The sequence below is a fragment of the Paragemmobacter kunshanensis genome (assembly GCF_011059185.1).
In the GTDB taxonomy this organism is placed as follows: domain Bacteria; phylum Pseudomonadota; class Alphaproteobacteria; order Rhodobacterales; family Rhodobacteraceae; genus Paragemmobacter; species Paragemmobacter kunshanensis.
The window spans coordinates 1-21,698 of sequence record NZ_JAALFE010000022.1 but is presented as its reverse complement, the minus strand read 5'-3'; the positions used below and the strand labels follow the sequence as shown (position 1 = coordinate 21,698).

Annotated in this window: 18 protein-coding genes; 10 read left to right on the top strand and 8 right to left on the bottom strand. The window is 68.0% G+C overall.

Features of this window, described 5'->3' with window-relative positions; genetic code table 11:
* Positions 1–73 precede the first annotated feature (73 nt).
* The 4 genes from G5V65_RS17745 to G5V65_RS17730 are packed head-to-tail and all read left to right on the top strand — an operon-like array spanning position 74 to position 6,415.
* Positions 74–1,099, top strand: a complete 1,026-nt coding sequence (locus G5V65_RS17745; RefSeq protein ID WP_165052783.1) for a quaternary amine ABC transporter ATP-binding protein — start codon at positions 74–76, stop codon at positions 1,097–1,099.
* Entirely contained in the window at positions 1,096–3,102 is a 2,007-nt protein-coding gene (locus G5V65_RS17740; protein WP_165052780.1) for an ABC transporter permease, read from the top strand. Before G5V65_RS17745 ends, G5V65_RS17740 begins: the two co-directional genes overlap by 4 nt.
* Entirely contained in the window at positions 3,099–3,983 is an 885-nt protein-coding gene (locus tag G5V65_RS17735) for a phosphotransferase (protein WP_165052777.1), read from the top strand. The genes G5V65_RS17740 and G5V65_RS17735 overlap by 4 nt, the downstream gene beginning before the upstream one ends.
* Positions 3,980–6,415 (top strand): GcvT family protein, encoded by a 2,436-nt coding sequence (locus tag G5V65_RS17730; protein WP_165052774.1) that lies wholly within the window; start codon positions 3,980–3,982, stop codon positions 6,413–6,415. The genes G5V65_RS17735 and G5V65_RS17730 overlap by 4 nt, the downstream gene beginning before the upstream one ends.
* A 122-nt stretch (positions 6,416–6,537) precedes the next feature.
* Here the strand turns inward: G5V65_RS17730 and G5V65_RS17725 are convergent, their stop codons facing one another.
* Positions 6,538–7,185: a class I SAM-dependent DNA methyltransferase gene (locus G5V65_RS17725; RefSeq protein ID WP_165052771.1), complete on the bottom strand. Its 648-nt coding sequence runs from the start codon at positions 7,183–7,185 to the stop codon at positions 6,538–6,540.
* A 74-nt stretch (positions 7,186–7,259) separates the two neighbouring features.
* Between G5V65_RS17725 and G5V65_RS17720 the strand changes: the two genes are divergently transcribed.
* From G5V65_RS17720 to G5V65_RS17710, 3 genes are all read left to right on the top strand, one after another.
* Entirely contained in the window at positions 7,260–8,162 is a 903-nt protein-coding gene (locus G5V65_RS17720; RefSeq protein WP_165052768.1) for a choline/ethanolamine kinase family protein, read from the top strand.
* Positions 8,163–8,408: 246 nt separating this feature from the next.
* The gene (locus G5V65_RS17715) at positions 8,409–9,023 is read left to right on the top strand and encodes a hypothetical protein (protein WP_165052766.1); all 615 of its coding nucleotides are present in this window, start codon (positions 8,409–8,411) and stop codon (positions 9,021–9,023) included.
* Between the two features lie 229 nt (positions 9,024–9,252).
* A complete protein-coding gene (locus G5V65_RS17710; RefSeq protein WP_165052763.1) occupies positions 9,253–9,891 on the top strand; it encodes a hypothetical protein in 639 nt (212 codons plus the stop codon).
* A gap of 73 nt (positions 9,892–9,964) precedes the next feature.
* On the opposite strand, the gene G5V65_RS17705 is transcribed toward G5V65_RS17710, so the two are convergent.
* Together G5V65_RS17705 and G5V65_RS17700 are read right to left on the bottom strand one after the other, a co-directional pair.
* Positions 9,965–10,780, bottom strand: a complete 816-nt coding sequence (locus tag G5V65_RS17705; protein ID WP_165052760.1) for a CpsD/CapB family tyrosine-protein kinase — start codon at positions 10,778–10,780, stop codon at positions 9,965–9,967.
* A gap of 1 nt (position 10,781) precedes the next feature.
* Positions 10,782–12,242 carry a Wzz/FepE/Etk N-terminal domain-containing protein gene (locus tag G5V65_RS17700; RefSeq protein ID WP_165052758.1) on the bottom strand — a complete coding sequence of 487 codons (1,461 nt, stop codon included), beginning with the start codon at positions 12,240–12,242 and terminating at the stop codon, positions 10,782–10,784.
* Between the two features lie 296 nt (positions 12,243–12,538).
* Between G5V65_RS17700 and G5V65_RS17695 the strand changes: the two genes are divergently transcribed.
* From G5V65_RS17695 to G5V65_RS17685, 3 genes are all read left to right on the top strand, one after another.
* A complete protein-coding gene (locus G5V65_RS17695) occupies positions 12,539–15,037 on the top strand; it encodes a tetratricopeptide repeat protein (RefSeq protein WP_165052755.1) in 2,499 nt (832 codons plus the stop codon).
* A gap of 435 nt (positions 15,038–15,472) precedes the next feature.
* Complete coding sequence (locus tag G5V65_RS17690; RefSeq protein ID WP_165052752.1) at positions 15,473–16,042, top strand: sugar transferase; 570 nt, start codon at positions 15,473–15,475, stop codon at positions 16,040–16,042.
* A gap of 64 nt (positions 16,043–16,106) precedes the next feature.
* Complete coding sequence (locus G5V65_RS17685) at positions 16,107–16,718, top strand: ElyC/SanA/YdcF family protein (RefSeq protein WP_165052749.1); 612 nt, start codon at positions 16,107–16,109, stop codon at positions 16,716–16,718.
* On the opposite strand, the gene G5V65_RS17680 is transcribed toward G5V65_RS17685, so the two are convergent.
* The 5 genes from G5V65_RS17680 to G5V65_RS17660 all read right to left on the bottom strand — a co-directional run.
* A complete protein-coding gene (locus tag G5V65_RS17680; protein WP_165052746.1) occupies positions 16,682–17,719 on the bottom strand; it encodes an EpsG family protein in 1,038 nt (345 codons plus the stop codon). The two genes, G5V65_RS17685 and G5V65_RS17680, sit on opposite strands and share 37 nt — an antisense overlap.
* A complete protein-coding gene (locus tag G5V65_RS17675; protein ID WP_165052743.1) occupies positions 17,716–18,798 on the bottom strand; it encodes a glycosyltransferase family 4 protein in 1,083 nt (360 codons plus the stop codon). Before G5V65_RS17675 ends, G5V65_RS17680 begins: the two co-directional genes overlap by 4 nt.
* Positions 18,795–20,006, bottom strand: coding sequence for a glycosyltransferase (locus G5V65_RS17670; protein WP_165052740.1), 1,212 nt, complete (start codon positions 20,004–20,006; stop codon positions 18,795–18,797). Before G5V65_RS17670 ends, G5V65_RS17675 begins: the two co-directional genes overlap by 4 nt.
* The gene (locus G5V65_RS17665; RefSeq protein WP_165052736.1) at positions 20,003–21,103 is read right to left on the bottom strand and encodes a glycosyltransferase; all 1,101 of its coding nucleotides are present in this window, start codon (positions 21,101–21,103) and stop codon (positions 20,003–20,005) included. Before G5V65_RS17665 ends, G5V65_RS17670 begins: the two co-directional genes overlap by 4 nt.
* A partial coding sequence (locus G5V65_RS17660) for a hypothetical protein (RefSeq protein WP_206526864.1) occupies positions 21,100–21,698 on the bottom strand: 599 nt, incomplete at its 5' end. The genes G5V65_RS17660 and G5V65_RS17665, both read right to left, overlap by 4 nt.

Below are 21,698 nucleotides of genomic sequence, written 5' to 3'. Positions count from 1 at the left end.
GGGGGGCGCCCGGCGCCCCCCCGCACCCCCCCACACCACGCAATTCCAACCGTGAAAGACCGGCCAGCCCCGCATGACCGAGACTGAAGCCAAGCTTGTCTGCCGCAACGTCTGGAAGGTGTTCGGCGCCCGCGCCGCCGACACCTTCGCCAGCCTCGGGCAGGATCCCTCGCCCGACCGCCTGCTTGCGGCGGGCCTCGTGCCTGCGGTGCGCGCCGTCGATCTGGCCGTGCGCGACGGCGAGATCTTCGTGATCATGGGCCTGTCGGGTTCGGGCAAATCCACCCTCGTGCGCTGCCTGTCGCGCCTGGTCGAACCCACGGCGGGAGAGATCCTCTTCAACGGCCGCAACCTTCTGGCCGCCTCCGAAGCCGAGATGATCGACATCCGCCGCCACAAGATGGGCATGGTCTTCCAGCATTTCGCGCTGCTGCCGCATCTGACCGTGCTGGAAAACGTGGCCTTCCCGCTGGATGTGCAATCCATCCCCCGCGCCAGGCGCGAGGCTCGCGCGCGCGAGATGATCGCGCTGGTGGGCCTTGCCGGGCGCGAGAACAGCTATCCGCGCCAGCTTTCCGGCGGCCAGCAACAGCGCGTGGGCATCGCCCGCTCGCTGGCGGTGGAGCCGGAACTGTGGTTCCTCGACGAACCCTTCTCGGCGCTCGATCCGCTGATCCGGCGCGAATTGCAGGATGAATTCATCCGCCTGCAATCGGCCCTGCGCAAGACCATCGTCTTCATCACCCATGATTTCGACGAGGCCATCCGCCTGGCCGACCGCATCGCCATCATGAAGGACGGCGTGATCGAACAGATCGGCACGCCCGAGGAACTGGTCCTGCATCCCGCCACCGATTACGTGCGCGAATTCACCCGGGCCGTCCCGAAATCCAAGGCCGTGCGCGTGGCCTCGCTCATGGTGGCCGACCCGCCCCCCCCGGATGCCCCCGCCGTGCCGGACCGTGCCACCGTGGCCGAGGCCGGCCGCGCCTTCCTGGCGGGGGCCGAGGTTCTGGCCGTGACCGATAGGCAGGGCCGCCGCATCGGCAGCCTGCGGCGCGAGGATGTGATCCGCCTCGTCCTCGGGGGGGCCGGATGACCGCGATCCCCACCACGCCCGGCAGCAGGGGCCTTCTGGCGCCGCGCCTTGTCTGGGGGCTGGCCCTGTCGCTGGCGGCGGCGCTCTGGCTCTGGGGGCAGACGCTGGCCCCCTTCGCCTTCGACTATCCCAAGGCCTGGCAGATCCCCGCCGCGCGCTGGATCGGGGGTTTCATCACCTGGCTGGTGAAAGAGGCCGCCATCGGCCCGCTCGCCTTTTCCGATGTCACCCGCTTCCTCGCCTGGCTGATCGACCTGCCCTATCGCGCGGTGCTGTCGCTTCTGGCGACGGGGATGCTCTCGGGCGAAGGCTCCAGCGCGGTACAACTCTGGCCGCCCCTGCCCTGGCTGGCGGTGATCGGCCTTTTCGCGCTGATCGGCCTCTTTGCGGGCGGCCTGCCGCTGGCGCTGACCGTGTCAGCCTGCATGGGCTTTGTCGCCGTCTTCGGCCAATGGCAAAGCGCCATGGTCACGCTGGCCTCCATCATCGTGGCCGTGCCGATCGGCGTGCTGGGCGGGTTGCTTCTGGGCATCCTCGCCTGGCGGGTGCCGCTGGTGGACCGGCTGCTGAAACCCCTGCTCGACCTGATGCAGACCATGCCGGTCTTCGCCTATCTGGTGCCCATCCTGATCCTCTTCGGCTTCGGCCCCACCGCCGCCATCGTGGCCACGCTGATCTATGCCATGCCGCCGATGACCCGGATCACCACGCTGGCCCTGCAGCGCGTCCCGTCCGAGATCCACGATCTCGGCCGCATGGTGGGCTGCACCCCGCGCCAGATGACATGGCGCGTGCTGGTGCCCGCCGCGCGCGAACCGCTGATGGTGGGCGTGAACCAGGTGATCATGCTGTCGCTCAACATGGTGATCATCGCCTCGATGATCGGGGCGGGGGGGCTTGGCTTCGATGTGCTGAACGCGCTGCGCCGGCTGGATTTCGGCGCCGGGATCGAGGCGGGCTTTGCCATCGTCGCGCTGGCCATCGCGTTGGACCGGCTGAGCCAGGCGCTGGCCCGCCGCGCGCGCGGGGCGCTGCCGCAGGGCGGGGCGCTGCAGCGCCACCCCTACCTTGCCGCCGCGCTGGCGCTGGTGGCGGTGACATGGGTGCTGGGCCTGATCCTGCCCGCGATCCAGACCTATCCCGAAGCCGCCCGCCTGAGCACCAGCCCCTTCTGGGCAGCGGCGGTGGAATGGATCAACCTGACCTTCTTCGACACGCTCGAGGCGATCAAGAACGCCATCCTGATCGGCATCCTTGTCCCGGTGAAGCGCTTCATGCTGTCGCTGCCCTGGGTCGCGGTGGTGGCGCTGCTGGGGCTGGCAGGCTGGCGGCTGGGCGGCTGGCGGCTGGCCGCGCTGACGGCGGCGCTCTCGTTTCTCATCGCGGCGACGGGGCAATGGGAAAAGGCCATGATCACCGTCTATCTCTGCGGTGTCTCCACCCTCATCGCCATGGCCATCGGCCTGCCCATCGGCATTGCCGTGGCCAATCGCGACAGGGCCTGGACGATCACCCGCCTGGTGATCGACACGCTGCAGACCCTGCCCTCCTTCGTCTATCTCATGCCCGTGGTGATGCTCTTCCGCGTGGGCGACTTCACCGCCATGATCGCGGTGGTGGCCTATGCCGTCGTGGCCGCCATCCGCTATACCGCGCTTGGCCTGCAGGGCGTGGACCCCCGCCTGATCGAGGCCGGCCGCGCCATGGGCTGCACCGACTGGCAGATCCTCACCCGCATCCGCCTCCGCCTCGCCCTGCCGGAAATCCTGCTGGGCCTGAACCAGACGATCATGTTCGCCCTGTCCATGCTGGTGATCACCGCCCTCGTCGGCACACGCGATCTGGGCCAGGACGTCTATATCGCGCTGACCAAGGCCAATCCCGGCAACGGCCTTGTCGCGGGCCTTGCCATCGCCTGCATCGCCATCATCGCCGACCGCCTGATCCACGCCGCCGCCGAAACGCAACGCGCCCGCCTCGGCCTTTCGGGACACGCCCCATGACCGCCCCCCCCGCCGCCCTCCGCGCCCTGCCCTGGCAGGGAGAGATCACCGCCGAACCCCTGCTGGGGGGCCTGTCCAACGAAAGCTGGAAGGTCACCGATGCCGCGGGCGCCCATGTCGTCCGCTTCGGCCGCGACTACCCCTTCCACCATGTCGACCGCGCGCGCGAGGTGATGGTGGCCCGCGCCGCCCATGCCGCGGGCTTCGGCCCCCGCGTCGAACATGCCACCCCGGGCGTCAGCGTGGTGGAATTCCTGAACGCCCGCACCTGGGGGCCCGAGGATCTGCGCGCCAACCCCGAACGCCTGGGCGATCTCCTGCGCCGCTTCCACCGTGACATGCCCGCCCATATCGCGGGCGCGGCCTTCCTCTTCTGGCCCTTCCACGTGATCCGCGACTATGCCCGCACCCTGCGCGCGGGCGACAGCGCCTTCACCCCCGACCTTCCCGCCTTCCTGTCCCTGAACGCCGAACTGGAAGCCGCCCAGATCCCCCTGCCCCTGATCTTCGGCCACCATGACCTGCTGCCCGCCAACTTCCTGGATGACGGCAGCCGCCTCTGGCTGATCGACTACGAATATGCAGGCTTCGGCACCGCGCTCTTCGATCTGGCCGGGGCCGCCTCCAATGCCGGCATGACGCCGGATGAAACCGACCGCCTGCTCATCGCCTATTTCGGCACCCTGCCCGACACCCCCCTCCGCCGCGCCTTCGACGCCATGCAATGCACGAGCCTGCTGCGTGAGGCGATGTGGGCCATGGTCTCCGACCTCCACCTCGCCGCACCGGGGGCCGATTACAAATCCTACGCGCGCGAAAACCTCGACCGGCTCGATGCCGCGCTCTCCCAGTATCACTCCCGCCACGGAAGCAAGACATGACCCTCCCCTCCCATGCCCAGATCGTCGTCATCGGCGGCGGCATCATCGGCTGCTCCACCGCCTATCACCTGGCCCGCGATCACAAGGCCGATGTGGTGCTTCTCGAACAGGGCAAGATCACCTCAGGCGCCACATGGCACGCGGCGGGGCTGGTGGGGCAACTCCGCGCCTCGGCCTCGATCACCCGCGTCCTCAAATACTCCGTCGAACTCTACAAGGGGCTGGCGGCGGAAACCGGGCTGGACACCGGATGGAAGATGACAGGCTGCCTCCGCCTTGCCACCAATGCCGACCGCTGGACCGAATACCGCCGCCTCGCCACCACCGCCCGCTCCTTCGGGATGGAGATGCACCTGATCTCGCCCGATGAGGTGAAGCGCATGTGGCCCCTGATGGACACCTCCGATCTGGTCGGCGCAAGCTGGCTGCCGACCGATGGTCAGGCCAGCCCCTCCGACATCACCCAATCCCTCGCCAAGGGCGCACGGATGCATGGCGCGCGCCTGCATGAAGGCGTCACCGTTACCGGCTTTGTCATGGACGGCCGCCGCATCACCGCCGTCCACACCTCCCAAGGCACGATCACCTGCGAAAAGGTCGTCAACTGCGGCGGCATGTGGGCGCGCGAGATCGGGGCCATGGCAGGCATCAACGTCCCCCTGCAACCCGTGAAACACCAGTATATCATCACCGAAAGGATCGACGGCCTCTCCCCCGACGCCCCCACCCTGCGCGACCCCGACCGCCGGACGTACTTCAAGGAAGAAGTCGGCGGCCTCGTCATGGGCGGCTATGAACCCAACCCGCAGGGCTGGGTGCAGGGCGACATCCCCAGGAACTGGGAATTCCGCCTGTTCGACGACGATTACGATCACTTCGCCCAGCACCTCGAACAGGCCATCGCGCGCGTCCCCGCGCTGGAACAGACCGGCGTCAAGCAGATGATCAACGGTGCCGAAAGCTTCACCCCCGACGGCAACTTCATCCTCGGCCCCGCGCCGGAATGCGCGAACATGTATGTCGGCGCGGGCTTCAACGCCTTCGGCATCGCGAGCGGAGGCGGCGCAGGCTGGGTGCTGGCGGAATGGGTCATGCGGGATGAGGCCCCGCTCGACCTCTGGGTCGTCGACATCCGCCGCTTCTCGGGCCTCCACCGCGACCGGCAATGGGTCTTCGACCGCACGATGGAGGCTTATGGCAAACACTACACCATCGGCTTCCCGCATGAGGAATATGAAAGCGGCCGCCCCCGCATCACCTCGCCGCTCTACCAGCGCCTCAAGGATCACCGCGCCGTCTTCGGATCGAAACTCGGCTGGGAACGCCCCAACTGGTTCGCGCCGCAGGGGATGGAACCGCGTGACGTCTATTCGATGGGCCGCCAGAACTGGTTCCCCCCCGTCGGACAGGAACACGCCCATGTGCGCGAGAAGGTGGGCATCTTCGACCAATCCTCCTTTGCCAAATACGAACTGACCGGCCCGAAGGCGGCCGAGGCGCTGGAATGGATCTGCGCGGGCCGCGTCGCCCGCGAACCGGGCCGCCTGACCTATACCCAACTCCTCAACTCCCGCGGCGGGATCGAGGCCGACCTGACCGTCGCCCGCCTGTCGGACGACCGCTTCTACATCGTCACCGGCACCGGCTTCCGCACCCATGACATGGCCTGGATCGCCGACCACCTGCCCGCCACCGGCTGCACCCTGACGGATGTGACCGAAGATTGGGGCACCCTCTCGCTCATGGGGCCGCTGGCGCGCGACGTGCTGGCGAAAGTCACCGATGCCGATATGTCGAACGCCGCCTTCCCCTTCGGCCATGCGCGCGAGATCACCATCGCGGGCGCCACCATCCGCGCGCTCCGCGTCACCTATGTCGGCGAATTGGGATGGGAACTTCACACCCCCCTCGCCCATACCGGCGCCGTCTTCGACGCGCTGATGGCCGCAGGCGGCAGCGATATCCGCCCCATCGGCTATCGCGCGCTGGAATCGCTCCGGCTGGAGAAGGGCTATCGCGCCTGGTCCTCCGACATCACCCCGAACGACACACCCTTCGAGGCGGGCCTCGGCTGGGCGGTCAAGCTCAAGGCCAATACCCCTTTCCTGGGCCGCACCGCGCTTGAGGCCGCGCAGGCGAGGCCCCTGACCAAACGCTTCGCGGGCTTCACCCTGTCAGATCCCGAGGCCGTGCTGGTGGGCCGCGAAACCATCCTGCGCGACGGCCAGCCGGTGGGCTATCTCACCTCCGGCGGCTATGGCTACACGCTGGGCCAAAGCATCGGCTATGGCTATGTCCGCAATCCGGATGGCGTGACCGAAGACTGGCTCACCGCCGGGCGCTACGAACTCGTCGTCGCCGGTGACACCCTGCCCGCCACCCTCGCCCTCGGCCCGCTGGTCGATCCCACAGGCGCGCGCATCAAGGCCTGATCGCCGCGCGGGGCAGCACCGTCGCATGGGTATTTGATCCAAGGTGAAACAGCCGCTTCATCTTGGCAAAAATACCCATTCAACGCCGATGCCGGGCGCGGGGCCGGGCCTTGCGCGCCCCGTCACAGCCGCCGCAGCACCAGCGCGAGCGAGGGCACGGTCCCCTTCTCCCCGGGCATGGAGATATAGGGCGCGGTCTGCTCCACGATATGCACAGCCGTCTGCACCGATGTCTGCACCGCCTGCTGCTGGGCCAGGGCGGCGGCAAAGCCGCCTTCCCACAGCGTCGTCTTGACCGTCAGCACGATCACGCCGCCGGGCCGGGTGATGCGGAAAAGCTCGGGCAAGCCTTCCGCCCCGACATGGCCCGTGGTGAAGACCCCGGTCGAGATGACAGCAGCGAACTGCCCGGTTTCAAAGGGCAATTCCCGCCCAAGCGCCAGATTGTGCAGCCGCGCATAGCTGCCCTTCGCCCGCGCCACCTCCAGCATGCCGGGCGACAGGTCCAGCCCCTCGACCGGGGAAAAGCCCAGAATGCCCAGCCAATCCCCCAGCAACCCCGTCCCGCAACCCGCATCCAGCACCGGCCCCGCCCCCCGCGGCAGATGCCGCGCCAGCAGCGCCAGCCCCACCGCCGGATGGCGGTAGCCTGCCTTGGCCATCTCTGCGTCGTAAGTGCTTGCCCAGGCGTCATAAACCGCGGCCACTTCCTCGGGCGCGCGGGCATCGTAGACCGCGCCCAGATGCCCGTCATGCCCGCCTGATGCCATGATCCCCACTCCCCGCTTTGCCTTGCCCCCAGCTTGCGGCAGACTGGTCTGCAACGCAACCTCGGGGGGCCAGCATGACCGACGACATCGCCGCCATCGCCGCGCGCATTCCAGCCTTGCAAGGCTTCACCGGCACGCCCCGGCGCCTTGGCGGGCTGACCAACCGCGTCTGGCATCTGGGCGGGCATGTCCTGCGCATCCCCGGCGAAGGCACCGCCGAATACATCGACCGCACCAACGAAGCCACCGCCGCCCGCGCCGCCGCCGCCGCCGGTGTCTCGCCCGAGGTGCTGCATGCCGATCCCGCCTCCGGCCTTATGGTGACGCGCTTCATCCCCGATACCGTCACCATGACGCCCGATCTCTTCCGCAGCCGCCCCGGCAGCCCGGCCCGCGCCGCCCGCGAGCTGCGGCAGTTGCATGACAGCGGCGTGATCTTCCCCGCCCGCTTCGATCTTTTCGCCATGATCGACGATTACCGCGCCCTTCTGGCCGGGAAATCCGTCGCCCCGCCCGAAGGCTATGACGCCGCCCTGCGCGAGGCCGACCGCGTCCGCACGGCGCTTGCCGCCCATCCCCTGCCGCAGGCGCCCTGCCATTGCGATCCGCTCTGCGAGAACTTCCTCGATACCGGCAGCCGCATGTGGATCGTCGACTGGGAATATTCCGGCATGAACGATCCGATGTGGGATCTGGGCGATCTCTCGGTCGAGGCGGGCTTTGATGCCGCGCAGGATGCCGCCATGCTCACCGCCTATTTCGGCCGCCCCGCCGGGCCATGGGAAGAGGCCCGCATGATCGCCTACAAGGCGATGTGCGATCTGCTATGGACGTTGTGGGGCCTGATACAGCACGCCAATGGCAACCCGGCGGATGATTTCCTCGCCTATGCGACCGGCCGCTTCCAGCGCTGCCGCGCGCTGATGTCCAGCCCCGATTTCGCCGCAAGGATGGAATCACTGCATCGGGGGGGCTGACGGTGCGCTGACGGCGGCCTTACCCCGCCCGCCACAATTCAACCCGTTCGCAATCAGCGGCAGAAGTCCCATGCAATCAAGGGTTGCCCCCCATGCCACGACGCGCGACCCGGGGCTGGATCATGGGGCATTGTTCGGGCCAGAACCCACAATCTGCTGGTCGGACTGTTCGCGAATGTGGCATTAATGTGTCGAAATCATGGCATTGTCCATTCTGCGTCAGACATCCTGAAAGGAGTCCGGGACATGTTCGCGACAGTCAGATCCCTCGCCTGCGCCGCTGCGGCCAGCCTGTTCCTTGCGCAAGGCGCGCAGGCCGCCACCGTGAACTTCACGATCGACAGCGTGGGACTGGGGACAGAGACATGCAACCCCGTCCCGGGAAACGACAACAGCTGCAATTTCGGCATCGCGGATCAGCTGGGCGTGACAGCATCCAGCGTGACAACCCCTGCCAGCCAGACCTTCCGGCTCTTCAATATCGTCGCGTCGGGCAACGATCAGGGTGATCCTGACAGTTTCTCCTTCACCACAACGGTCGAGATCCTTGTCGGTCTTGTCTCCTATGAATTCACGGCGCTTGCCAGCATCGTGAATTGGGGGCCATCGCAGGGCAACAACCTCAATCCGGGGGCAAGCCTGACCTGGGGCCCGGTTCTGGCAACGGCAGGCGCGCCGCTCTTGGTCAACTTCCTGTCCGGCGGCCCCTTCGATCCGGAGACCGGCCCCGATTACATCGGTGCCGATATCCGCATCGAAGCCGTCAGCGTCGTGCCGCTGCCGGGCGGCGTCCTGCTGCTGCTTTCGGCCATCGCGGGCCTCTTCGGCCTGTCGCGCCGCCGCCGCAACCTGCCGGCCTGAGCTTCCGCATCAACCCACAGCAAAGGGGCGCCCGTGCGCCCCTTTTTTCATCGCGACACATGCCGGATCCTTCCCCATCCAGCGCCAATCGGCCCCTGCGCCACAGTCTGTGGTGTTTTCCCCGCCGACCCCAACAAAAGGCTGGAAATCCCCCCATCGAATGTGTCATTAACATGTCTTAAGTTTGCCGTAACTTTGTCCGCGTGCCGGATCGTCGGAGTGTCTTGAAATGTTGAAACAGATTTTCGCCTGCGCCCAGGCCCTCGCTGCCACGCTGATGCTCTCGGGCAGCCTGCAGGCCGCGCCGATCGCCTTTCAGGTCGACTCTGCCGGCTCCTCGGTGCAGATCTCGAACTGCCAGAACTCGCTCGGCTTCGCCAGCGACTGCATCGCCTCGGCCACGCTGGCGCCCTCGCTTCTGGGCAACCCGATCATCAATGTGGAACCCTACGCCCCTGCCACGACGTTCCAGTTCCTGCGGATCACCGCCGCTGAATGGGATCCGATACTTCCTGACAGCTTTGATATCACGGCCACGCTCAGCTTCCTTGCCCCCACGGCTGCGGCCTTTGGTGGCGTCGGTGAAGGTGTGCAGTTCCTGACGAATGCTGCGATCCGCTTCACCAATGGCACGATCACCTTCGATCCCATCGCCCCGCAGCAGATCGCCGGGGTCGGGCTGGTGACCGTCACCTTCCTGAACGCGCCGTCCTCGCTCTTTGGTCAGGGGCAGGGCCAGAACCCGCGTTCCGCCATCATCAGCGCCTCGATCAGCGTCGTGCCGCTGCCGGCTGGCGTGTTGCTGCTCGGCACTGCTCTGCTTGGTCTTTTCGGGCTCTCCCGTCGTCGCAAACTCGCGGCGGCCTGAGGGACGGAACCCATCGCATGCCTGGGGCGCTTCGGCGCCCCTTTTTCTTTGTCCGCCCCCACAGGGGCGGCCCTCAATATCCGCTGGCAGCCCCGGCCGCGCGATAGCGGTTCAGAACCACCCCCGCCAGCGCCGTCCGGGCCGAGATGTCGCGCGAACAGGTTTCCACCTGCGCGCTGGTCGTATGTTCGGCCCGCGTGACCAGAAGCGCGCAATCGACATGGCCCATGAAGGCCAGCGCATCATCCGTCTCCATCAGGGGCGGCAGGTCGAAGATCACGATATCCGGGTTATAAGCGGCCTCGATCTCGGCCAGCACGTCGGCCACCCGCCCGCTTTGCAGGATCTCGGCCGAATGCGCGCTGCGGGCCTGGCTGGCAAGCACCGCCAGATTGTCACGCAGCCGCAGCGCCGCCTGCCCGAAGGGAAGATCCTGCGTCAGAACCTCGGCCAGGCCCGAAGCCCCCGGCAGGCCCAGCGCCCGCGCCAGCGAGGGACGCCGCAGATCCGCCTCGACAAGCAGGGTCCGCACTTCCTTCTGGCGGGCCAGGCTGAAGGCCAGGTTCATCGCCACCGTCGTCTTGCCGCATCCCTTGTCGGCCGAGGTGATGGCGATCCGCCGCCAGCCGTCGCCCTTCATGCGTTGCAGGACCTTGGTCCGCAGCATGTCGAAGGCCGTCGCCTCCGCCCCGCCCCGGATCACCCGCGCCCTGTCCAGCATATCCTCGGCCACCGCGACACGCGGCAGATCCGGCCAGCGATCCAGCGTCGTGGCCCTCGCCTCCACATCGGCCATGGCTTCGGGTTCGCCCGCCTCGGGCGCCTGATCCAGCCCGTCGCGCTGCGCGCGCGCCCGCGCGATCGCGGATTGAACGCGTTCCACCGCCATGTCAGGCCCCTCCTGCCGAATCCGTCGGCAACAGCCCGCGGATCTTCTCGATCACCAGGGTCTGGAACCGGTCGATCTGCGCCCGGTTCTGCCAGGTCAGCGCCCCCGCCCCCGCCACCACCAGAAAGACCAGCGCCCAGACGGCCCGGCCCATCATCACCTCGCGCCGGGTCCGCACATGCGGCAGCGTCACGATCATCTGCGCCCCGATCACGCTTTCGATGTCCTGCGGACGGCGGATAACGCCGCGCAGCATCTCCAGCGCCAGCACCACGCCGCCCGCGATCAGCAGACCCGCCAGAACCCCGATCAGCGCCACCTTCGGCCGGTCCGGGCTGAACGGACGGTCGGGCCGCACGGCCTGTTCGATCACGCTGATCCGCCGCCCCTTGGCCAGGCTTTCGATCAGCTCGCCGATCTCGGCCTTGGCCAGATTGGCGATGGCCAGATCATACTGGCTGCGCACATTGGCATAGTCGCGCTCCAGCGCCTCAAGCCGGATGGCCACGCGCGGGGTTTCGGCAATCGTGGCCCGCAGGCCCTCGGCCCGGCCCTGCAACTGCTCGCGCTCCTGATCCACATAGGACAGTTCCGTCACCAGGTCGCTGCGCCGCACGTCGCGCGTCGTCACGCGGCCCGAAATCGGCGCATCTGCCGCCTCTTCGCCCGCATCGCCGGGCGCGGGGGCAAGGCCGCCGGTCAGCCGGTCGATCCGGTCGATCTGGTCCAGAAGGATACGCCGGTCCCGCTCAAGCTGCACCATGCGCGCCTCGATCATCGCCAGATCCTCGCGCCGGAAGACAAGGCTGTCGGGCAGGGCCTCGATATTCTCTTCCTTGAACCCCTGAATCTCCATCGACCGGGTCGACAGGTCCTTTTCCAGCCGCGCGACTTCCTGCTCAAAGAATTCCTGCGTCTGCCGGGCGATCTGGATGCGCGTGGCCACATCCACCTCAAGGATCTGGGTCACCAGTTCATTGGCCACCCGCGCCGCCACATCCGCATCGGGCGAATCGAACATCACCCGCACCAGCAGCGCATCGGTTTCCGCCGGTGCCCCCGCCGTGCCGCTATCCGACGGCATCATCCGGATCCGCATCCGCAGATCCTCCACCACCTCGCCCGACGACATCTGCTCTGCACCCGCCCGCCCTTCGGCGGCATAGATGCCCAGCCGGTCGGCCATGCGCACCAGAACCTCGCGCGACAGCACCCGCTTCTCGATGATCTGCAACTGCTCGCGCGCATTGGTCTGCACAGTGGACGCCGCCAGATCGTCGGGGATCTGCTCTGATTCCACCACCAGCAGCGCCTCGGCCCGATAGACCGTCGGCAGGGTCAAGGCCACCACCACCCCGATCCCCGAGACCAGAATCAGCAGGAACAGGAACAGCAGCACCCATCGCCGGATTCGCGACAGGACAAAGCCAAGATCTAACTGGACAGGAGGATCCTCGGTCACCAACTCACCCTCTTTGCGGGCAAATCCGCCCGAAACCACTGAACACCGCTCTCATCGCCACTTCGGTCCTTCCCGGCCCACGTCACCCTTCAGCCCGAAGCGCGCAAAACTCATCCGTCCCCCACGCCTGAATGCCGAAACCGCGTTGCGCTTTCAACCCGAACATTAATACTAATTGACCGGGTCAGGTCCACCCGCCAGACCACGGTTTTTCTGTGCTGCAGCATGACCGGGCGGAAACCAGCCTTGCGGGGTGACCCGAGATCGGGCCCGCGCCCGCCGTGATAGGAGTAGTGATGCCGCGTCTGCCCCGTTCCTTGGCCCGTTTTCCGGCCCCTTCCCGCCTGCCGCTTGCCCTTGCCCTCTGCGCCTTCCTCGCCGCCTGCCAGACGGCCGAGGAAAAGGCCGAAGGCCATTTTGCCGCGGCCCAGGCCCTGCTGGCCGAAGGCGACACGCCGCGTGCGCTGGTGGAACTGCGCAACACGCTGGACAATCGGCAGGATCACTTCGAGGCCCGCCTCACCCTCGCCCGCCTCCTGCGCGAACAGGGCGATCTGGCCGGCGCCTGGGCGCAATACGACGTGCTGACCCAGCAGCGCCCCGACGACATCGACGTCCGGGTGGAAATCGGCACCCTCCTTCTCAGCCAGAGCATGTGGCAGGAACTTGCGCCGCAGGTGCTGGATGCCCGGCGCATGGCGCCCGCCGATCCGCGCGTCATGGCGCTGGGTCTGGCGCTCGATTACCAGACCGCCGTCGCCGCAGCGGATCGGGCGCGGCAGGCAGAGCTGGCCGCCCAGGCCGCCGCCCAGCGCGCCAGCCATCCCGATGACCCGGCCCTGATCCGCATCGCCGTCGATCAGGCCCTTCTCGCCGAAGACCGCGAAACGGCCCTCGCCCTGGCCGAAACCCTGCTGGCCGCCGAGCCGCGCGATTTCGACATCCAGGAGGTCAAGCTGCGCCTGCTGATCGAACAGGACGCCCCCGATCTGGTCGATGCCCAGTTCCGCGCCATGATCGCGCTGTTCCCCGGCAATGACCGCCTGCCGGGCGCCTTCCTGCAATGGCTTCTGTCGCGCAACGATCTGGCCGGTGCGGAAAGCTTCCTGCGCGAGAATGCCGGCCCCGCCACCGGGCCTGTCGAGGGCCATGTCGCCCTGATTGATTTCCTGCGCGGCACCAAGGGCAACGAAGCCGCGCTTCAGGCCGTCGCCGGCCTGATCGAGGCGAATGCCGATGACCCCAAGGCAGGGCTCTACCGCGCCATCCGCGCCTCGATCGACTTCGAGGCAGGCCAGCGCGATGCCGCCCTGCAGACCATGGCCGACATCATCGCCGGGGCCGAACCCTCTGACCAGACCCGCCGGATCAAGGTGCAGTATGCCCGGATGCTGGCCGCTTCCGGCGATGCGGCCGCCGCCGATTCTACCATCGCCGAGGTGCTGGCCGAGGATGCCTCCCATGTCGATGCCCTGCGCCTGCGCGCCGCGCGCCACATCGCGCAGGATCGCCCGGCCGATGCCATCATCGACCTGCGCAATGCCCTGAACCAGGCCCCGAACGATGCCGCCATCATGGCCGATCTGTCGCGCGCCTATCTGCGCGACGGCAATGTCGAACTGGCGACGGAAACCCTTGGCCGCGCCGTCGATCTCGCCCCGGCCGAGGCCAACTATGCCCGCGACTACAGCCGCCTCCTGCAGGAACAGGGCCGCGATGCCGTGGCCCGCGCCGTTCTCTACAAGGCCTGGCAGGCCAATCCCGCCAATCTCGCGCTGGTCGAACGGCTCTCCGCCCTCACCCTTTCGCAAAAGGATTGGCTGCTCGCCGCGGAACTGGTGTCGGTGCTGCGCCAGATCGCGACCCAAGCCGCCATCGAGGCTGCGGATCAGCTTGAGGCCGCCGCCCTGCTGGAACAGGATCGCCCGGATGAGGCGCTGGCCATCCATGACCGCCAGATCGCCGCCGCCGCCGACCCCGCGCCCTGGATCGCGCTCAAGGCCGATGCGCTGGTCAGCCTGAACCGCCAGGACGAGGCCGCCACCCTTCTGGCCCAATCCATCGCCACCCGTCCCGATTCGCGCCTGCTTCTGCATCGTCAGGCCCTGCTGGATCAGCAGATGAACCAGCCCGATCAGGCCATCGCCCGCTATCGCGCGCTGATCGCCTCCGATCCGGGCGACGAACTTGCCATCCAGCGGCTGCACGCCCTGCTCGAAGCTTCGGGCGATGCCGAAGCCGCCCGCACGCTTCTGGCGGCCGGGTTGGCCGAACGCCCGCAATCCCCCGCCCTGCGCTGGATCGAGGCGACCCGCCTTCAGGCTGAAGGCGATCTCGCCGGGGCGGTTGCCGTCTATGAAACGCTTTATGCGCAGGACAGCGGCAACATCGTCATCGCCAACAATCTGGCCAGCCTCCTGTCGCAGACTGCCAGCGAAGCCGCCACCATCGACCGCGCCTTCCGCATCGCGCGTCGCCTGCGCAACTCTGCCAATCCGGCCTTTCAGGATACCTATGGCTGGCTTCTGCACCTGACCGGCAATTCCGCCGAAGCCCTGCCCCTGCTGGATCAGGCCGCCGCCGCCCTGCCGGAGGACGGCTCGGTCCAGTATCACCATGCCGCCGTGCTGGCAGCCCTGGGCCAGCGCGAGGCGGCCTCTGCCGCCGCCAACCGCGCGCTTGGCCTGTCCGAAGCTGCAGGCCGGGCCCCGCCCCATGTCGGGGCGCTGCGCGCGCTGATCGACGATCTCGCCCGCGCCCCCGCAGCCCCCGCGCCGCAGCCCGCGCAACCCTGACTCCGGGGCATGCTGATTCTCCCATACGGGCGATCCGGCGCGAAATTCTCTCGCGATGGGGGATATCCATGCGTTTCCGCATGGATTGCCGCTGCGTCAGCCCCGCGCCGACATGAAACGATGCATCGGCACGGCCCGTGATCCGGGCCGATTCCGGCAACAATCGCCCTCTTGCGCGCCAATCCGCCGAAAATGGAACCAATCGCGCCATGGAATCCCCACATTCGTCTGGGGCTGGCATCAATTTGGATCCCCTGTCATTAACCTTTGTGTATATTTGGGTTAGGCCGTTGACCACTCTTCTGCTGCCACAGATGCCAGGGGCGAGACGTGAAGCTAGACGATTCATTTGATGTATTTCGCGCCGATATTGTTGCGCCATCGGGCCTGTATCAGCCCAAGGCCCCTGCGCGGTCCGTGCAAAGGCGGCTCGGCATGCGGATCCTTGACCTCGTGATCGTGATTCTCGCCGCGCCCTCGGTTCTGGTCGTGGCCGTGATCCTCCTCCTGCTCAACCCGGTCTCCAATCCCGGCCCGCTCTTCTTCCGGCAAAAGCGGATGGGCAAGGACGGCGTGCCCTTCATGATGTGGAAATTCCGCACCATGCGCCCGGCCTTCTCGGAACTTCGCTCGCCCGATGAACCGCTTGACCGCCACAGGATCACGCCGCTCGGCGCGTTGCTGCGCCGGTCGCGCCTGGATGAACTGCCCAACCTGCTGAATGTGGCGCGGGGGGAAATGGCCATCGTCGGCCCCCGCCCCGATGCCTGGGATCATGCCATCGTCCACATGCATTCCATCCCGCATTACCCCAAGCGCTTTGCCGTGCTGCCCGGGATCACCGGCCTTGCGCAGGTCCGCTCGGGCTATGCCGATGATCTGCCGGGCATCCGCCGCAAGGCGCGCTTTGATGCGTTCTATGTGCGCAAGCGCTCTTTCGCGATGGACATGGGGATTGTCCTTGCGACCTTCACCGTCATGTTCACGGGCTTTGGCGCGCGCTGATCCCCGGACATGCCCGCCCGCCCGGCGCCTGGCCCGTCTCGCCCTGCCCGCCATCGTCGGGCTGGTGACACTTCTCCTTCTGGCCGACTTCGCCCGCCGCCAGTTTCACCCCGATGACATCCCGCCCCCCGGCATCAGCGCCGTCGTCTTCACCGGCCAGTATGACCGCATCGAAACCGCCCTCGCCCTGTTCGATGCAGGCCGCATCGGCCGCCTGCTGATCAGCGGCGTGAACCGCCCCGCGGGCCTTTCCGTCGACACGCTGGCCGATCAGTTCCACGCCTCGCCCAAGGTCCGCCGCGCCATTGCCGAAGGGCGCATCCTGCTCTCCCCCGATGCCCGAGACACGGGCGAAAACGCGGCCGAGGCCGCCTGCTGGTATCGCACCGGCCCGGCAGGGGAGGGATTGCTCCTGATCACCTCGTCCCGCCACATGCCGCGCGCAAGCCTTGCGCTGCAATCGGAACTGTCAGGACAGGCCCGCCTCTTCCTCCAGCGCCCCACCACCCCGCCTTCGGCCGATGATCCGGCCTTCAGCCTGCGCGAACTGGCGGCCTTCGCCGTCACGCGCATCCGCAATGCCCTGACAGGCCCGCAGACCGACCGCGCGCATCTTTCCCTCTGCCGCGACCCGCAGGATCACGCGCCGGGCAGCCCGAACAGCCAGGATCGGTAGGGCAGATAGCATTGCTGGAAATGCGTCGACAGCAGCGTCCAGACCACCAGCATCGCCAGCAGCACCAGATAGGGCCCCGCCACAAGCAGGGGCCGCGCGACGCCCAGCCGCAGGAACGGCAGCCGCGCAAAGATCATCGCCTGGATCGGGACAAAGTAATATCCCAGCCGATCCGCGATCACCGAAGACACCAGGATCAACGGGATCAGCACCAGCATCATCAGCGCACCGATGGCCGCCACCTTGTAGTCGCGCGGAAAGGACGCCTGCCACTTGCGGCGCAGAAAGACCAGGAACCACAGCCCCGTCACCACCAGCAGCGCCACGCGCCAGACCGCCCCCGCCGCGTCGACGCCGGTATTCACATAGCGGCTTGTCGCCGTCGCCGCCGCATCCGTGGCCATCAGCCCCAGCACCCCCGGAATGGCCAGCAGCGCCGACAGCGCGATCCGCCCCCGCGTCAGCCCGCCCTGCACCAGCGGTGCCAAAAGCAGAAAGACCGCCGCGCTGGAATGAATGCCCGCCGCCAGCACGATCAGCCCGACAAACCGCAAAAGCCGCCGGTCCACCAGTTCGACAAAGGCCATGCAGACAAACCCGATCGCCGCCCCCTGCCGGATCCCCGACATCGGCATGTTCAGGATCAGCACCGGGAACAGCAGCACCAGAAATCCCAAGGCGTCCGGCTGCCGCAGCGCCAGCCGATGCACCCCGGCAAAGAACAGCGCCGAGGACAGCACGTTCAACCAGGGATAGGGTATGCCCAGCTGCACCTGCGCCGCGATGATCGCGGTCCAGATCGGCTCGCGCGTCGTCATCACCTGCGAGAAGGGCACCGCGCCATAGAACTCGTACTGCACGGCATAGCCGAACCAGTCGCAGCCCACCTGATGGCGAAAGGCCGAAAACAGGAACAACGCCGCCAGCAGCAGCCCATAGCCGACCCGCGCCCGCGACAGGCGCAGCAGCATCATCCCGATATAGCAGGCCACATAGATCACGGCGGCCCCTGCCCGGCGACCCCCGCCAGAAGTCCGGCCACGCGCGGCCCCCAGACCTGCAGGCTGTAGTCGCTCTCGATCCGCCGCCGTCCCGCCTGCCCCATCCGCGCCCGCAACGCCGGATCCGCCAGCAGCATGTCAATCGCCTGCCGCCATTCGGCATCGCTGCGCACCAGAAAGCCGTTCACCCCATGGTCCACGATCGCGCCGTTCACCCCGACATCCGAGGCGACCACCGGCACCCCGCAGGCCATGTACTGGATCAGCTTGTAGCCGCATTTGCCCCGCGCCCAGGGCGTATCGGTCAGCGGCATGATGCCCAGATCCATCTCGCGGATACGCGCGGCCTCGCTCTCCTCCGACCAGTCATGGCTTTCGATCAGCGGATGCACCGCCGCCGCCCCGCCCGCGCCGACGATGGAAATCCGCGCGCCCCACCGCGCCGCCACATCCAGCATCAGGGGCAGCCGCGGCTGCATGTATTCCCGCCAGGTGCTGGGCGATCCGATCCAGCCGATCCGCGCGGCCCCGCGCGCCGCCCCGGCGGGCCGCAGGGGATAGGCGTCCAGATCCACCACCGTCGGCACGATCTCCACCCGCGCTGCCCCCGCCTGCCGCGCCCGCTCTGCCAGATAGCCGTTGCCCGCCGTCACCAGCGACGCCCGCGCCATCAGGTGATCCAGCTTCCGCCCCAGCATCATCCGCACCGGCAGCAGGCGATGCAGATCATAGCGGTGAAACACCGCATCGTCGTAATCCACCGCCAGCGGCACATCCCTTGGCAGAAGCGCCGCCTCGATCAGCCAGGGCAGCCAGGGCAGCGCCTCCTTCTCGATCCAGATCAGGTCCGCCCCCCGCGCCGCGCGCAGATGCCCCACCCGCCGCGCCAGCGCCCGCAGCGCATCGGGCCAGGCCCGCCCGCCCTGATACAGCCGCAAGAGATCGGCATCCTCGAACAGCGACAGATAATCCGGCTCCAGCCCCGCCGCGCGCAGATAGGGGGCCTGAATCATCGTCCGCATCCGGCTCGATGCGCCCATCCGCGAATAGCGCGACAGAACCACCAGCCGCCGCATCATCTCGCCACCTCTGCCACCGCCCGCAGCGCCTGCGCATAGCTCTCCACCGTCGCGGCAAGCGAGAAGTGCCGCATCCCCGCCGCATGGCATCGCGCGCGCATCTCCTCGCGCCGGGGCAGCACCTCCTCCGTCACCCAGCCGATCGTCGCCGCCAGATGCGCCGCCTCGGCCGACCGGAACACCCCCTCGGCCTCCAGCACCCCGGTATTGCCCACGCCCGGCGTGCCGATCACCGGCACGCCCGCCAGCAGATATTCCCCCAGCTTGATGGGCAGCACCGCCTGCGTGGAAAAGGCGGGCTGCCGCAGCGCCAGCGCCAGATCGCAGCCGCACAACGCCCCCGGCACCGCCTCGGGTGCCAGGCTTTCCGCCGCGATCCACCCCGCCCCGGCAAGACCGCGCCCCGCCAGAACCTCGCGGATCGCGCCTTGCGCGGGCGACAGCAGGCGCAGCCGCAGATCGGGGATCCGCCCGCGCAGCGCCTCAGCCACATCCAGCATGTCCGGCAGGCGATATTGCACCCCAATGGAACCGGAATAGACCAGCGTGAACCCCGTCTCCCCGCCACGCGCCCCGTCCAGCGCCGCCCGGAACGGCGCCGGATCAACCCCGTTCCGCACCAGATGGCAGCGCCCGGGCTCCAGCGCCGCCCCGGCCCGCGCCAGCAGGATCGCGCGCGCGGCCTCGGTCCGCATCAGCACCGCATCGGCCCGGCGCAGGATCTCGCCCTCCACATCGCGCAGCAGCCGATAGGTCAGGCCATGCGGCGACAGCCCCCCGAAATCCACCCGCTCATCCGCCGTCAGGCCATCGGCATCATAGATCAGCCGTAGCCCCCGCCGCCCCGCCTCGCCCATCCGCAGCACGGCCAGCGCGGGCATCAGGCTGCGCGGCATCAGCGTGTCGATCCCCCATTCCGCCACCGCCGCGCGAATGGCCCGCGCCCCCGCCAGCGCCGACAGGAACGCCCCGGCCCCGCCCCCGCGCCGCCAGACGCCGGCCCGCCGATAGGGAATGCCCGCCGCCCGACAGGCCGCCTCCCGCGCCTCAAACACCGCCTCATCGCCCCAGCCGAATTGCAGCACATGGCACCGCCAGCCGCCCTCGGCCAGCCCGGCAAGGATGGGCAGGAACAACCGCTCCAGATAGCGCGTCTCCGGCCCGTCCCAGGTGATGAACAGGATGTTGCGGATCGCGCGGCCCGTCATGGCGCGGCCCCGCCCGCCAGCGCCGCATAAAGCGCGCCGCACCGCGCGGCGTGGATCTCGGGGCCGAAGGCCGCGCGCACATGGGCCGATCCGGCGGCGGCGATGGCGGCCAGTTCGGCATCGCTCAGCGCCTGCACCTCGGCGATCCGCGCCGCCAGCGCCCCGGCCTCGGGCCGGTCCAGCAGCCAGCCGGTCCGTCCCTCCGTGATGATCTCGGGCGCGCCGCCCACGGCGCTGGCGATCACCGGCAGGCCCGCCGACATCGCCTCGCAGATGGCGAGGCCAAACCCCTCGCTCAACGAGGGCTGCAGGTAAAGATGACAGCCCCGCAGCCGGTCGAAGGGGCGCGGATCAAACCCCTCCAGCCGCACCTGCCCCTCCAGCGCCAGATCCGCGATGCGCCGCTCCAGCAGCATCCGCTGGCTGCCCTCGCCCAGGATCCGCAGCCGCGCCGCGATGCCCCGGTCGCGGAGCAGCGCCACCGCCTCCACCGCTGCCAGCGGGTTCTTCACCGGCTCCAGCCGCCCGACAAAGCCCATCTCCAGCACCTCGCCACGCGGCGGAAAGGGCTGAAAATCCTGCGGCGCAAAGGGGTTGCGGATCACCTCCACCGCCGCCTCGGGCGCCTCGCCCAGCGACAGGATGCTGTCCTTCACCGCCTGTGACACCGCCACCACCCGGTCGCAGCGACGATAGACCCAGGCAAAGATGCGCCGCGCGCGGGGGGAGTGGCGCGGGATCCCGATCTCTTCGGCGATCACCACCGGCACGCCCGCCAGACGCGCCGCGATCAGCCCGTGGAAATTCGCCTCTGCCCCGTGCAGATGCACCACAGCGGGCCGCATCCGCCGCATCTCGCGCCACAGCGCGAAGGTCGCCCGGATCGAGGGGATGCCCACCGGCTGCTGCAAGGCCACCGCCCGCGCCCCCATGGCGCGCAACTCCGCCTGCACCGCGCCGCCGGGGCCGATGGCGCAGAAGGCGTGATCCCATCCCGATTGCGCCGCATGGGCGGCGACAAGGCGCATCTGCGATTCCACCCCGCCGAAATCCAGCGCGGTCAGCACATGCAGCACAAGGCGCCCCCGGCCCGTCATGGCCGGATCATGTCCTTCACCGCGCTTTTCCAGCCCGCAAAGCGGCGATAGCCACCCCGCGCCCAGAAGCCGATCACCGAAACCCACCGCCGCCAGCGCGGCAGGGACAGAAGATGGATGCGTGTCGAGAACCGGTCCTGTTCCCCCTGGATATAGGCTTCCGCAACAGCGGCACGGTCCGACAGGCCAAGCGAAGCAAGGATGCTGTTCGCCTCCCTCAACCTGTTTCTTATGATCTCGTTCTTGCCCAGCGTCGTCTTCCAGCTATCGACCGGCGACGCGAACCCTGTCTGTGCAATGACTGAAACGAGGGTTACGCCTCGCGGATCGCTGAACACCCATTGTGATTCATTCGCGCCATGTCGTCGGTAAAGCTGCAAGGGCTTCTCGATCACGCGCCGCGCACCGATTGCAACGGATAGATCCCCGATCCAACGGTCATGCGCAAACCGACATTCCCCAAGTGGCCTGCCGCTTGACTTCAAGATCGCCTGATTTTGCTCGCTGGGCAAGCGTTCTTCGCCCCGAGCGGTGTCTGTCGTCGCGCAAACGGCCGAAGTCGGGTGGATCAAGCCTCGAACCCGCAGCATTCTGG

Excerpts from the sequence above, each read along its gene's own strand:
- G5V65_RS17665 (WP_165052736.1), bottom strand. The coding sequence starts at position 21,103 with ATGACGGGCCGGGGGCGCCTTGTGCTGCATGTGCTGACCGCGCTGGAT.
- G5V65_RS17745 (WP_165052783.1), top strand. The coding sequence starts at position 74 with ATGACCGAGACTGAAGCCAAGCTTGTCTGCCGCAACGTCTGGAAGGTG.
- G5V65_RS17740 (WP_165052780.1), top strand. The coding sequence starts at position 1,096 with ATGACCGCGATCCCCACCACGCCCGGCAGCAGGGGCCTTCTGGCGCCG.
- G5V65_RS17695 (WP_165052755.1), top strand. The coding sequence starts at position 12,539 with ATGCCGCGTCTGCCCCGTTCCTTGGCCCGTTTTCCGGCCCCTTCCCGC.
- G5V65_RS17715 (WP_165052766.1), top strand. The coding sequence starts at position 8,409 with ATGTTCGCGACAGTCAGATCCCTCGCCTGCGCCGCTGCGGCCAGCCTG.
- G5V65_RS17720 (WP_165052768.1), top strand. The coding sequence starts at position 7,260 with ATGACCGACGACATCGCCGCCATCGCCGCGCGCATTCCAGCCTTGCAA.
- G5V65_RS17730 (WP_165052774.1), top strand. The coding sequence starts at position 3,980 with ATGACCCTCCCCTCCCATGCCCAGATCGTCGTCATCGGCGGCGGCATC.
- G5V65_RS17670 (WP_165052740.1), bottom strand. The coding sequence starts at position 20,006 with ATGACGGGCCGCGCGATCCGCAACATCCTGTTCATCACCTGGGACGGG.
- G5V65_RS17710 (WP_165052763.1), top strand. The coding sequence starts at position 9,253 with ATGTTGAAACAGATTTTCGCCTGCGCCCAGGCCCTCGCTGCCACGCTG.
- G5V65_RS17735 (WP_165052777.1), top strand. The coding sequence starts at position 3,099 with ATGACCGCCCCCCCCGCCGCCCTCCGCGCCCTGCCCTGGCAGGGAGAG.
- G5V65_RS17690 (WP_165052752.1), top strand. The coding sequence starts at position 15,473 with ATGCGGATCCTTGACCTCGTGATCGTGATTCTCGCCGCGCCCTCGGTT.
- G5V65_RS17725 (WP_165052771.1), bottom strand. The coding sequence starts at position 7,185 with ATGGCATCAGGCGGGCATGACGGGCATCTGGGCGCGGTCTACGATGCC.
- G5V65_RS17675 (WP_165052743.1), bottom strand. The coding sequence starts at position 18,798 with ATGATGCGGCGGCTGGTGGTTCTGTCGCGCTATTCGCGGATGGGCGCA.
- G5V65_RS17705 (WP_165052760.1), bottom strand. The coding sequence starts at position 10,780 with ATGGCGGTGGAACGCGTTCAATCCGCGATCGCGCGGGCGCGCGCGCAG.